This window comes from Zooshikella harenae, from assembly GCF_018837975.1.
GTDB lineage: Bacteria > Pseudomonadota > Gammaproteobacteria > Pseudomonadales > Zooshikellaceae > Zooshikella > Zooshikella harenae.
On sequence record NZ_JAGSOY010000096.1, the window covers coordinates 1 to 14,272 of the forward strand.

The 14,272-nt window shown below is 34.4% G+C and carries 9 protein-coding genes; all 9 read right to left on the reverse strand.

All coding sequences use genetic code 11. The features are described from left to right. Window positions 1-82 precede the first annotated feature (82 nt). The gene (locus KCG35_RS21710) at window positions 83-844 is read right to left on the reverse strand and encodes a substrate-binding periplasmic protein (RefSeq protein WP_215821966.1); all 762 of its coding nucleotides are present in this window, start codon (window positions 842-844) and stop codon (window positions 83-85) included. A 240-nt stretch (window positions 845-1,084) separates the two neighbouring features. Next, window positions 1,085-2,260, reverse strand: coding sequence for an RHS repeat-associated core domain-containing protein (locus tag KCG35_RS21715; RefSeq protein WP_215821967.1), 1,176 nt, complete (start codon window positions 2,258-2,260; stop codon window positions 1,085-1,087). A gap of 5 nt (window positions 2,261-2,265) precedes the next feature. Next, window positions 2,266-3,480 carry a hypothetical protein gene (locus tag KCG35_RS21720; protein ID WP_215821968.1) on the reverse strand — a complete coding sequence of 405 codons (1,215 nt, stop codon included), beginning with the start codon at window positions 3,478-3,480 and terminating at the stop codon, window positions 2,266-2,268. A gap of 37 nt (window positions 3,481-3,517) precedes the next feature. Then, window positions 3,518-7,246, reverse strand: a complete 3,729-nt coding sequence (locus KCG35_RS21725; RefSeq protein ID WP_215821969.1) for a hypothetical protein — start codon at window positions 7,244-7,246, stop codon at window positions 3,518-3,520. A gap of 673 nt (window positions 7,247-7,919) precedes the next feature. Further along, on the reverse strand, window positions 7,920-8,645 hold the full coding sequence (locus tag KCG35_RS21730) for a substrate-binding periplasmic protein (RefSeq protein WP_215821970.1): 726 nt from the start codon (window positions 8,643-8,645) through the stop codon (window positions 7,920-7,922). A gap of 75 nt (window positions 8,646-8,720) precedes the next feature. Further along, window positions 8,721-9,461 carry a substrate-binding periplasmic protein gene (locus KCG35_RS21735; protein ID WP_215821971.1) on the reverse strand — a complete coding sequence of 247 codons (741 nt, stop codon included), beginning with the start codon at window positions 9,459-9,461 and terminating at the stop codon, window positions 8,721-8,723. Between the two features lie 362 nt (window positions 9,462-9,823). After that, the gene (locus tag KCG35_RS21740) at window positions 9,824-10,669 is read right to left on the reverse strand and encodes an ADP-ribosylglycohydrolase family protein (protein ID WP_215821972.1); all 846 of its coding nucleotides are present in this window, start codon (window positions 10,667-10,669) and stop codon (window positions 9,824-9,826) included. Between the two features lie 3 nt (window positions 10,670-10,672). Further along, complete coding sequence (locus tag KCG35_RS21745) at window positions 10,673-13,498, reverse strand: TIGR02921 family PEP-CTERM protein (protein ID WP_215821973.1); 2,826 nt, start codon at window positions 13,496-13,498, stop codon at window positions 10,673-10,675. A 30-nt stretch (window positions 13,499-13,528) separates the two neighbouring features. After that, window positions 13,529-14,272 (reverse strand): hypothetical protein (locus KCG35_RS21750; RefSeq protein ID WP_215821974.1); only part of this gene is annotated, 744 nt, incomplete at its 5' end.

The window sequence follows — 14,272 nt, forward strand, 5'->3', positions numbered from 1 at the left end:
AATTATTTTAATTGAGCCAACTTAAAAGTCACATCTATACAGCTTTATTCTAAACTCGCTGCTAAGGTTAAATTAAAACCAGCTAATCATGTGATGGAATATAAATATTATATTTCTCATAAAAATAATCCACTCTACCAGTGTCAACCATTTCTTTAATTGATTTATTCAGCTGTTCAAACACATGAGCATTTCTTGACTTTTTCGACATACCATAGTAATTGCCAATTTTCTGAATATACTTATAGTTCGCATAAGCATAATCTTTATAATTAAATTTATGAAGCGCTGATTCAATTGCTGCCGTATCTAAAACAATCATGACTGAAAACCGGTTTTTTATAATCATTTCAGCCATATTCTTATCATCAAGCGCAACAACTTTTTCCATCTTTTTATCATTATCAAACCTTGAAAAATAAGCTGTCTTTCGTTTAACCCCTACTCTAAATAGATACAAGTCTTCATAGCTATTAATCGTATTTTCCATTCCCTTAGTTACTAAAAAATGAATATCCTTTTGTTGATAACCTATGGGGCCTAAATATGAAACAAACGATTCCCTTTCTTTAGTCTTTATAGTCCTAGGTATTATATCAATTCTACCCTTTTTTAAATCTTCCAAGCTTCTTGGAAAGGGAGCAAACCGCCAGTTTACAGTATAATCAATCTTACCTGCTGCTTCTTCTATGATATCTCTTAATGGCCCAAAAAAAGTGTCCATATCTCCAATTCTCACCATTTCTGGTGGACGATGCCTATAATCAGCATATAATACATTGGTTTCAGATAATAATAACCTAGAAAACAAACAACCAATCAAAATAAATAGTATACTCTTCATTACAATGCTCATAATAAGTCAGCACTTGGATAATACTATTTTAGACAAAAAGATTGATTATTAGAGAAAATCATATAAAAAGTAAGGTTAAACTGCTTCAGCTTAATAAGTTATTTAATTCTGATTAAAAAATACTAATACCTTTCCAAAGTTGATCATGCATTTAATTTGCTGCATAAGACTATAACTATTAATCAAAAAGATAATACTACCATTTGATACAAATAGTATGAGTAAGTCCTATTCAGCCATTAATGAACGACCAATCATACCAGCTGAATAAAGTACTCTTGATGGTCCAAATACTCGTGCTGGCGTCCAGGCTGCACTTTTGGTGATTGCAACAGAACTATTTAAAATACTTGGAACACTACTTGCTCTCCTTGACTGTGGAGCAATGGCTGCACCACGGCGTGCAAGCTCTATTACCTGTTTACCTGTATGATTTGATAACTGCTGTGCATAAGACTGCGTTATAAAGCTTGAGCCTTTAAATAATGAAGGTGCTTTTTCGCCAGAAATCGCTATTCGTTGAAAAGGAAGCTCATTGTGGAAAGTTCTATTTAACGCTTTAGCCACAAATCTGGGATTATATCTTGCAATACTATCTGACAATTTCAATGTCACCTGACCGGAACTTCTTGAGCTTAATAACCCAGGGCTTAGAGGCGTTTTAATAACTCGAGTTGCAGCTGAAGCCACTCTTGCACCAGCCATGAGTGATCCTATTCCTGTCACGGCAGAGGTTATCCCAAAGGCAAATGCAGCATACCCCAAATTAGTCGAAAGCGCAGGATGTGTTTCACTCAAAGCTCCAGAAGCAATACCTAAACCACCACTTATGACCCCTGATACCCCTGATGCAATTCCTAACCCTGCTTTTAAAACACCTGCTGTTGTAATTGCAGCGGCTCCAGTCATTAATCCTGCAGAAGCTGCTATTCCTGCCCCCAACGTCACAATACCAATTAATACTGCTGCAATCCCTAAACCTATCGCAACCCCAGCCTGCCAACTGATATGCCCTGTTGGATCAACTAAATTTAAAGGATCTCCCAAACAATAACTATAGCCATTAATACCTCCCTCCCCAAAAGGGCTCAAGCTATCAACAGAATGAAACCGCATTAATCTGGGGTTATATATACGATAGCCATTGCCCAAATGATAAACATTCGTAATAGGATCGATATAATTTCCATTAAAACCAAGTCTATCCTGTAGAATAATTAATGGAACATTATCGACTAAACTATTTAAAGAACTAGCTGCCTTAACTGGAATATTCAGTGTCAGCAAGGATGTAGCTGAAAGTAAGTAAGAACTTTTGATTAAAAAACCTCGCCTGGATAGGCAAGGCATATTATTCAAAACTGTTTCATGTAGAACATTATTTTTTTTGTTATTAATTTTCATGTCCATTACTCATCATTAGCAATTTGGTAATCATCCCATCCCAAACTATCAACAGTACTACTGTCTACAAGTTTTAAACGCGCAACATTTCCAAATTGATCAAACACTTTAAATTTTGGACGTAAGTTGTACATATAAGAATCATTGCTTGTAGTATTTACATAATGACCATCTTTCTTAACGCGACTACAAATATTTTTTGTCACATAAACACAAACCGTATAATCGCTATAACTGCCTTTACCCTGAACAAATTTGAGGTTATCTGTCGATAACTCAAGATCATAGGAATAGTCCTCACGTTGATTCCCTTCAATATTCCAAATACGAACATAATCTCGAATAGTTCGAGGCTCTACAGAAGGTTTATAAGGGTATAAAATTAGCGATTTTGCGGTTGTATCTCCACCAGTGAAAGTTATGCGACCTCCAGCGGGTCGAAAATAGTCCATAGCTCTAAAAAAATTTGAACCTTCTTGTAATGGGCTTTCCCATTCTAAACCAAATATTTTTACTTGTTTATTTTTTGGCGTTAATTGCCAATAACCTACATACCAACTATCGGTTTTCTTCAAATAATGAAAATTAAAAGTAAAGTCATCTACTCTATAGTGTAATGCATCAATTGCATTCACTGTGGCAAACTCATCATACAACGTATCGCAGCTATTTATGTTATTACCATCACTCATAGCAAGCTCAACACAAATATTTTTACTATAATGTGTTTCTTTACTTGATACCCAATAAGTTAACTGGCTCCAACCCTGACCAACATGACGACTTCTATGTACACTTATTGATGAAGTATTAGCTGCACCTACTGCATATCCTGCAGATCTTGGTACGGTATGTTGGTACTGATTCTGTGTTGCAGTATAAACCCAGTTTGGATCATGTTGATCACTAACATAATTGTTATAAGTTAGATTGACGCCTGTTTGTTTATCAAAAAGATAAGCTGCAGATATAAGTTCATCGTTGGGTATTACTATAGGTCTTTTAGTATTATTGTCTATTGCTTTTATTTTAATATAGATAGGTGCTTGCATTTTACCATTTGCATATATTTGATAGGCTTGGCCATGGCCTAAATCAGTTTCTACACGTATATCTTGGATATAATAACGTGAAGAGTCTAAATTACCCGAAAAAGCAGAACAAGAAACAAACGTTGTGAACCACAAAAAACTATTAGCAACTAAATTTAAAAACTTCATTCATCTATCTCAATTAATTATTCACAAAAATTTAAGTTTAACAAAAACTGCCGAATGGCTGGTAAGATTTTTTTACAACTATTTTATTTTGAATTGAATAAATCGGACTATCTTGATGATTTGTCACAAGAAGATCGATACGTTGACGATCACCTTCACCATCAATAGCTCGAAATAACATTCCACAGTGACCTTTAAGCGAGTAACTAATAAACCCTTCCTGTTTTTCATTTATCAAGTCTTGTTGATCAAAATAACGATAGTGAGCTGGTCTATCTTGTTCAATACAAGCAACTTGATTTCCAAACCCATCATAATGATAGCTTGCAAGCTTATCACCTGACGAGTTTAAAACGTCGCTCACTTGATTTAAGGAATTATATCGATACTGAAAGCCTTGATCGTCTCGAAGTAAATTTCCATTTAAGTCATACTCTATGTCGACGACATCATTACTGTTATAACGTATTGAAGTGAGCTGACCTAAGTATTGTTCGTGATATTTAAACTCTTGAATATCTTCATATGAAACACCATCCTTTAAATATACAGTTGTAGTTAACGTAATATCACCTAACGCGTTATACACATATTTTTGCTTTTGTATGATTTCAGCGCTATCCCTAAAACACGGAGCATCGATACCTTCAACACTATACTCGGTTAATCTCCCTAAAGCATCATAAATGAAAAACTCAAACGTTTTCTCACCATTTTCATTGATAATACTTTTACCAACTATTTGACCATATTCATCATATATAAATGATTGTTGACAAACTATGGCATTATTCACCAGAGAAATCTTTTTTTTAAGTCGAAATAAACTATCATAATACAATTGGTGATTAATTCGATCGCCCTCAGCAGTGACTATTAATTCTTCTGAAAGAAGATCAAATTCATTATAAGAGAAGCAACCTTTATGCTGTCCAATATTTACTTCTGATAGATGACCCGATGCATTATATAATCTACATTCAGTATTACCAAAATAATCTTTTCTTTTTAATATATTACCCTGTCTTGAGTATTCATACTCTAAATACCTATTATCTTGCTGTATACTCTTTAATAATCCATTTTTATAATACGTCATATTTTTCTGATTATAACTGTTTTTAACTGATTTTAACTCTCCTTCTGGTTGAATATACTGACGTTCTATGGAAATATCACCTGAGTGGCTAGCTTCATGTACTACTTTTCCAAGAGATGTATCTAACGTTCTTTCTATTGTTTCATTAACATATTTAAGAGACACAGGCTCAAGCCAGTTAGCTTCATAACTATAGTTAATGGCAGGTAAACCATAACTAGACTCAACTACGACTCTACCTAAATGATCATATTCACGTGAGCCTATCACTATATTATTAACTTTTAACTCTGTTACATATTCTTCTAGTGATGCAGAATCATAATTCTTATAAACTGAAAATTCATTACCAATGATTTCATTAGTTACTCGGCCAACCTCATCATATTGATATCTTACGGGATATTTATAAGTTCCTTTTTCTTCTATAACCAAACCAAATCCATTATATTCCCGATGACTTACTTTACTTAATGATTCGGTTTTTATTTCATTTTGTGCTTCATCAAATTGACATTTTTCAATTTCAATTTTTTTTCCATTCACTGACCGTAAATATGTTGTTTTTGCTCTTTTGGCTTTATCGTAATGTGTAATATAACTCATACCTGAAGGTAGCGTTTTTTTACACTGATGCCCCCAAATATCATATTCAAATTGAGTTGAATATGAGTACTCTTCTTGATTTAGATTAGTCTCATATTCAGTTAAAGACGATACATAACCCAAAGAATCATATGTCATACTTTGATATTTTTTAAGCCCGTGGCCACTATCATCTTTATAGACAAAAATAACGCGTCCTAGGCTATCAATATAATATTTCTCTATCCTTCCGGCATGATCTGTTTTCTTGATATATTGTTCATCAGTGCCAAAAGCATACTCGTAAGTAACCTCAGATTGATATGGCGAACCAACATAAGTTCGTTCAACAATTGTACGCATTAGGCTATCATATACAAACTCTGAAACTACACCATTCCTGTCTGTAGCCTCTACCTTTTTACCATTTGAAAGGTTAAATGTCGTTGACTCCTGATACTTTTCCTCACCATTTACAGAACATATAAATGAAATAATAAGCTCATTATCTTTAACTGTATATCTATAATCATCCTTTGTGATACGTGAGCCAACCTGTACGGCTTCAGAACTTATTTTACCATGTATTCCAGTAAGCGAATCAGTATTATAATAATCTGTTTTTCTTTTCAAAATAACCTTATTATCAATTGTTTGAACAACTTCGGTATCAAGTAAAGGATATGAAGAATCTCTTGAATAACGTTGGTATGCTTTATAGATATAGATATGTCTTATTACATGTATAGATTCATTTGAATATTTACTTGATGGATATAATATTTTTTCTTTGATAAATATTGGCACACTTGTTGGTGACGGAGGACAGTCCGATTCGCCTGCAGCTAAGTAATAATGAATACACTCTGTTTTTCCAAATGGGTCAGTTGACTTAATTATATTTCCGTAGTCATCATACTCATAAGTATAATTTTCTGAGGAGCAATCACCATCCTGGTTGTAGTATGTTGTACTATCATTTACAGGCAATGAATATGTAGTTGGTTGTTCTAAGAAAGAAAGTTGTGGATCAGCAACATAAGTTATTTCACGTGTTGTAATGGTTGAATTTGTACGGCAGTCAATAACTTTTTCTTGAATTAATAAATGAAACCTATTATAGGTTCTAGTAATTTTTTTATCACCTATATACTCATTAGACGAGTATAAATAGTCTTGAGAACGTTCATATAAGTTATCTCTTCCTTCAACAAACTTTGCTCCAGCAGCAAAACCTAAATAGTTTTGTCGACTATATTCATATCGCTTATTTTGTTCTTCTATATCGCTCCCATAGATCCGATGATTAATTACTGCAGGAATTGTGCTCACAGGACATCCCTCTGGCGCCCTTAATCCTTCAGAGTCATAAGTTAATGACTCTGTCGCACCAGAAGGATGAATAACACTCTTTAACACTTTAAATGTGTTTATTTCTCTGTACTGAAATATAAACTTCGCACTATCAATTAACGTAACACTTTTTAGCTGTTCATCACTAATCCGAAGTAAAAATTTATCCACCCCATTTTTCTTTATTAAAACTTCTCCAGCCTTGTAAACAAAAGATATAGATTGACCGGTATCATCAGAAATTGATTTTATTTTACCTTTATCACTAGGTGAGTAATAATTAACCACTAAAAATCGACCATCAAGCTGTTCTATTTTCTCCAAAAAACCATGATAATTTAGATACTCTTTGATACCTGATTTATAGAAAATAATTATTCGTCCATCTTTTTCAACATAAACCTTAAATTCATTTAAATTCCCATATCTAATATCAAGATCTTCACCTACTTGATAGGTATCAACATAATAGCTTTTTCCTTGACCTAAAAACAATGTCTTTAATCTATGATTATATCGACTTAGATTGCTAAACCATCCTTTACCAAATCCAAAATTTTCGTGATATAGAAAAGAATATCTAATAGTAAATTCTATCTCTGGGCCTTCTAATAGTGATCCAATTATTTTCCCTAGTGTTATTTGGAAATTATATACGCCCGTTCTTGGATCAACAGCTCCGCTAAGAAAATCTGAATAGTTAAAGGCATTTGTTATCATCTTATCCATTTAGTCTCATCTTATAATTATATCCCCAATACAACCCACTTCCAACCTCTTACTCGCAAATAAAATCATTAAAGAATAAACCCTCAATTAAAAACAAACAAAATCAAACAATGGTTTTATTAGCAAGCATATCGCTTTATATGTAAGTAGTTCGTTTTATAAACTAATAAATCAATTAATAGAAAAACAATCATCCACCCAAACAGATAAATTATTTTATGGCTCTACAAAAGAATATTCGTATATTAGATACGATCCATATATTTATATTTTATTTAAAAATATACATCATTTGACGTATATCAGTTTTATTTCGCAAGTATAATATGATCCACATCAAAGTAAACGATTATATTAATCTATAGTTTTATATATTTTAAGGAGATACGTATCAATTTGTAACCAAACAAAACACATGTACATAAAACAATTTTGATACGAATTACTAGATAACTTACAACTCTAGGGAGCAAAATGATATTTAATATCTATTACCAGAGTAATTCATATCACCCTCTCAAATAAATAATTAAATATCTACTACCTATTCGTAATTTCTAGTGGGGCTAGCCTGGCCTGAAAAGACTACTGACAGTCACTATAATTTATATATAAGACACAGCTGATTGGTTCTACTAAAAGCGAGGATTGAAGTATATATGCTCATTTAAAGCTACATTAAGTTTTTAACTTTCTCAATATCATGCATTTGAAAATTATCAATAATCTTTCGATAGGTACCATCCTTTTTCATTTCACTTAACCCTTTATCAAACTTATCACGCACACGAGTCAGTTTCCTTTTTTTTGAAAAAGCAATGTAGCTTGGGATACTTTGAAGTGGTGGGTGTAGTTCTTTGACTTCATTAAGACTACCCAAATCAGTTAAAATATACTTTGCGCCATATCGATTACTGACCACAATATCAACTCTACCTAATATGAGCATTTGAAAATTGCTTTCACCAGAGTTTGAAATCATAGTAAAGCTTATGATCCCTTTATCCAAAGCATTATCGAAAGCTTCGCCATAACTCACTTTTCTTATAATACCAAATCGATATCGAGCTAGCTTGGTTAAGTCTCCATCAAACTGAATAGTTGATTTTTTAAGCGTATATAAGGAAACAACTTGATTTAATAATATCTCATTAGAATAGTCTGCAAATAATTCGCGATCTGGCGTTTTAAATGCAGTAAATATAGCATCAGCATCCCCCATCTTTATCTTTTTTATTGCTCGCGCCCAAGGATAAACTTCTATTCTAATTGGATATTTTATTCTTCTAAATGCTTCTTTAACAATATCTACCGCAATACCTTTTACAGTACCGCTGTCCTTATACTCATAGGGAGGGTATTGTAAAGTGACTATTTCAAGTTCTTCACGAGCAGCCAACCCATCAACAAAGAGGCAACATAGTAAAAATAAGTATTGCCTTACTATTTTAAGCATTACTCGATAATTTAGTTTTTATTGATAGTTTAGCATTGACTTTTTTACCCAGTCATCGCTATTCATTTTTCTCAGTTCTTGGTCAAACTGATCTCTGATATTACTCATATTCTTTTTCTTAGAAAACCCAATATAGCTTGGCACACTATCAAATGGCATGACCATTTTTATTACTTTACCTTTAAGTGCTGGTTTATTTTGTGAAAGCGTATAATCTCCTACATAAGTGTTCGATGGAACAATATCGACCCTTCTTGCCATTAATTTTTTAAAATTCGATAAAAGATTTGTCGATGAACTCAAGTTCAAATCAGACTTAATATTGTCAAACTTCTTTCCGTAGCTTATGGTTGAGACAACTCCTATTTTATACTTTTTCAGTATATCTAACTCAATATTTTTAGTTGGGTTAATTGATGAGCTAGCATTTATATAAAAACTTAACGTTTGTGGAACAAAAATCTCTTGAGTAAAATCTATGAATCCCTCTCGTTCTTTGTTCTTATATATAGTAAAAATGGCGTCAGCCTCACCATCCTTAACCATATTTAATCCTCTTGTCCAAGGTAATACCTTAACGTTCGCTTTATAACCCAGCTTATCTGAGATACGTTTTACTGCCTCGACGGCAAAACCTGTTACCTCTTTGCTATTATTTGTGTAAGCGATGGGAGGGAACTCTAGCGTAACAAAGTTCAAATCATCCGCATTTACGCTAAAGCTATGTATGATAATAAGTACTAGAAAAAGATGTTTCATACACTGGCCTAAGTTAAACCTATTCAATAAAAAAATAGTTTATTCATAAATTCACTATGAATAGCACATCAGGGTTTTATTACTACATATCCACAAATATATGATCTATACAAACATATAGCGTAAACAATCCCTAACACTCTTTCGCAAAGAGTATAAATTAAAGCTATCACATAGCCATTATCTTTCCAGTCTTAGCCAGTTCTTGCGTTACTTATGTCAATAGTTATACCCTTCACGAATCATTTTTCAATAATTATTACTCATTATAGGCTTGCGCTTCTCAGTATAGAATGAATCCTAAATAATTAAGGGCTCTTTGCTTTATCCTTTTGAAAGAATTGTAATGAAAAAGCTCGACATTATTTCTTCTCAAATAACATTAAAGAATCATTCAACTGATGTAAATAATCGAGCCCATAAGGTCCTTTTTCTAGATTCTGGTATAAGCTTGCTGGTAAATCATGTTCAATATCACTAGTACATGATGCAGCAGCCATTGCGATTGTTGCAACCGTGTCAACATCACCAGTATAACTTATACATTGATGCAATATGGAGGATAGACTTCTGTGTTGTATGATAGCGGTCACTGCTGCCTGAACAGCATCAACACCTTTATGACCGACTCTACCTCGCCAGACAGTTGCCCACTCACCCGGTACTTTAGAAAGCAAGTATTCACCAAGCTCTTCTTTGCTTCCAAGCTGATATAAAAAATAATGAACCATCAATGCAGCTGCTACGGCAGAATGAATACCTCCTGGCGTATCATGTGTCACTTTAGCTTGAAGTGTTGCATACTCAATAACCTGCTGTTCATCTACTAATAATCCAATAGGACCTGCTCGCATAGCGGCCCCACTTTTATCACTATAAGGCTTAATATGTTGTAGAAACGTGGGACCATCCTGAGTATCTACCAAAAATTGGTAAAACCGACTGGCATATCCTTCTCTGGGATCACGTTTGAAAACTCGCAGAAAATAAGTTGCAATGTTTAACGGTGTCCATTCAAGACCTGCTAACAAAAGTTCAGCGACTGCAATTGACATTTGAGTATCATCAGTATATTGACCAGGTTTAATGGACAAATGCCTTGGGTGCTGGAAGTAAGTCGTTAAATCATTATTTTGCCTTACAATTTGTGGACTCACATACTCAAATCCTGCCCCATATGCATCACCAATCGCCAGCTCAACTAACACAACTCATACTCCTATTACTGTATACTCATTACACCGTTTGCGCCGATAATAAACCACACATAACATACCTATCACAAGCCCTATTAATAGCCACTCCTCAGGTTCAGGGACAGTTTGTACTGAAAACATATCCATAGGTGAAGTAATATCTTCTTGTCCTGTTTCGACTTCTCGATCAAAACGATCTTCTTTACCTTCAGCTTCTTTTAACAGCCGTTTTTGTCGTTCATTGACGAGAGCCAGCATGGATGAGTAATCCGTTACAATATGCTGCTCAACAGCAATACTATGCAATTTATCCAAAATTTCAGGCTTGGAGATATCGTGAATCTGAGATAGGTAATTTAACCATTGACGGCTAGCGATTCGTGTAAAAGGGCCCTTTTCATTCACTTGAAAGCTACCCTTTTGCGGGAGGATATACCATTTATAATGGTCTGTTATCAATATAAGGCGTTTATTGTCCGATAGATAACGATCTGAAGAAGCATTCTGCTTTAATATTAGTTTGTATATGGCTTCTCTAAGTGTGACAGTAGTTCCCCCCTGATTTTTTCTCAACAGCGCCAACATGTCATCATGATAAGCATAAGGCAGCTTACCATTTAAATGTACTAACCAAAGGGGTATGTTACTGAAATGATCAGTATTTGCAGATGATTCCAACTCATAGCTACCTTCATCTGTAAGCATAATCAAAGCATTATACTGGTTCAGCTTAACTTCTTTTTGCCATTGGGAAAGCTGTTGTAGAGGCTGTATATTACCAAAAAAATTAAACGAGTTCTTATCCGCTGTTAATATTTTACATCCATTATTACATTGATAAAACGTATGTTGGATTCCTTTTTCCTGTAACCAGGTAGAAGTTTGTATTATTGCATCCTGCTGTTGTTGCATACTCTTAGAGCTATCAACCAGTATACCCATATTAAGACGCTTTGTTTGTTCAGCCTCAAAATTAAACTCATCTTTGATGGGTTCTGCCAACAGGTAAGTATCATCAATTACTGCAATATGTGCTTTTTTCTTAGTTTCATTGCTATTTAATGTTACTGTTTCTGGCAACCCATGGCTTCCTGAATCAACCCACTGATCATTAACAGTAATCTGTAAACTATCATCCCAATACATGTTACGATTGTCTAAAAGTTGGGGTAATGGCCATTTACCCTGTTTGTTAGCAGGTGTTATATAAGCGATCTCAACAAGTAAGGGTTGTGATTTACAACGTTCATCTGCAAACAAGAATACCGTTTCTAACCTGCATCTTCGAGGCAGTGCAGGAAAAGCTCGTAATCGATATTGACGAGGACCCACTTGTTCTAATATCGATGGGTCTATTCTACGTTTAACCTCATCATTATAGACTTGTTGTGCTGCACCACGTGGAGCCACAACAGCAGGATACTTTCTAGGATTGTTTTCATCATCACTGAGCCAAAGACCAGTTAATACCGCATCATCAGGTAAAGCAAAATGCATAACAATTTCATGATTATTTGATGTTTGGTTTTCAAAACGTTGTCTTATATTTATTTCAGCAATATCTCCACTAGGCTTTATATGAATAGCCTGTGAGATTAAACGAACATGCCGATTCAAACGGTTGATAAGCCCCGCAGCCATTTCCTCTCGTTCCCACGTAGTTTGAATCGCTGTTAATATAGCGTCATGTTCTCGCTTCTCAATTGGTAAATCAAAAAACTGTTGATATAAGTCTTCTGCTTTTTGTTTATCTTCTCGGAAATCATTACCATCATATAAAAATGGCAAGGCCAGTAAATTGAACCATTTCTGGGAATAGTTAGCCAAATCAGTATCCCCGGCTAAAAATGCTTCATCATATGCTTCAGTGACAATGTTGCTTTTAGTGGGTGTTGAAACATACCGATACGCACCAAGATATGCATTCACCAAACCATTACGAATGATGTCCTCATTTTTTAACAACGCTTTTTTTTGCTTGACTGATAGTGATGGCCCACCACCCAAAACAGCTAATTCTTGAAATATCACCTGCTGTGGTTGTTGATTGAGATAAATAAATAATAAGCTATTTAAACAAACCGTCAGCGCCACTACAGTCACAGTATATCGCTTATTTAAATGCCTTTCTTCTGAGAGTAAACGCCAGTGTCTTAGAAAGCACGAACAATATAACTTTGCAGCAACAACAGGCAAACTAATAAAGACTCCAAAAGTATAGGCAAATAGAATCATAAGCAAAATAATAATAGGATTAAGTAGGACTTTAAAAAACACAACAATACCAGCAAATAGCATTTTAAAAAGCATGCATATTGCCGGTAATAATAGGGGCGCCAGCAACATCATCAGGTAAAACCCAAACATAAGCATGACGCTTGCTAATATCAGTATTGAAATGCTATAGAATAGGTTATTATTTTTTCTATCACTTTGAGAAAATAATAAAGTTAATAAAAAGTAAGCAAGTATTGCTATAGCAAAGTTTATGAGTAAATGAAGCAGTCCAGGGTTCATATCTCGTAGCAACAGTATTCGCATTACCATCAAAAACATGATTGGCATTTCAACACCGTAAAATAACTTCATCAGCATTTTAGGTTGTTTTTTTATTTTTAGCCCTGCCCAGCCCATAGCGAAAAAAGGAACGGCAACCAAAATCAAACTATAAATAGCCTGACTCCACATGCTAACCCCATCAATTGCATTACTGGTTAAGGGTAAGGTGATATAGGGAATGACGACAAAAACCGCCACAAAAGTAAAAATTATGTTCCAAGACCAAAATAATCCATAGTTAAACCATATAGGCCACTTTTTCAAGGTAGATTTACGTTTCATTGGGTTTACTCCAGATTAGTGGTATACCCTTCACCAGTCATTTTTAAGTTGTGTATTGATATGCCAATAAAGCTGTTGGGTGACTTGCTCTATTGATTGAATTGATAGTGGGTCATGCCAGGCAACTGAAACCATAATCCAGGGTACATTGGGTTTGTGCCACCCTGAGAATAATCTGGCCGAGAAGTCTGCAGTTTGTTGGTCTCTAGATTGAAACCAATAAAAGCCTGTTTGTTTGCCTTGATTTAAGCTTAAGTATTTTATGGTCAGCTTATGCTTATTACTGTTTGAGAATACTAAAGTTTTCTCATCATCAACAGTAATACCTTGAGCACTATAACAGTTCCGAGGATCATGCTGAGCTTTCCAGTAGCGGCTACGGATGAAAAGCAAGCTGCCCTTATGTCCATTCCAGCGCAATTGATACTTAATAGCTTCTGCAGCATTCCTTTTAAAAAATTCCTTTTCCTGCTTACTTAATGATATTTCATAACCAGCAAAAGTCGCTGGTAACTGCAGCGTTTTTATACTGTTCTGTATATGCTGTTTTGGAAACGGCTGATAACATAGTATACAAGCTAGAACAATGCTGATAACGGATAGCATACCGATTAAATGATTTTGTTTAAAAACTGAATCACTTTCTACTATCGGCACTGAACGTTGGACACCACTAAAAATACCCAGTTGTGGTTTATTATTATCTATAATTTTTGCTTTTAGAAAACGTATTAAGTACCAAATAATAGTACATGATGAGACAAACCCTAAAAC

Coding starts and splice junctions, on each gene's coding strand:
- KCG35_RS21715 (WP_215821967.1), bottom strand. CDS start 2,260: ATGAAAATTAATAACAAAAAAAATAATGTTCTACATGAAACAGTTTTG.
- KCG35_RS21725 (WP_215821969.1), bottom strand. CDS start 7,246: ATGGATAAGATGATAACAAATGCCTTTAACTATTCAGATTTTCTTAGC.
- KCG35_RS21710 (WP_215821966.1), bottom strand. CDS start 844: ATGAAGAGTATACTATTTATTTTGATTGGTTGTTTGTTTTCTAGGTTA.
- KCG35_RS21720 (WP_215821968.1), bottom strand. CDS start 3,480: ATGAAGTTTTTAAATTTAGTTGCTAATAGTTTTTTGTGGTTCACAACG.
- KCG35_RS21745 (WP_215821973.1), bottom strand. CDS start 13,498: ATGAAACGTAAATCTACCTTGAAAAAGTGGCCTATATGGTTTAACTAT.
- KCG35_RS21735 (WP_215821971.1), bottom strand. CDS start 9,461: ATGAAACATCTTTTTCTAGTACTTATTATCATACATAGCTTTAGCGTA.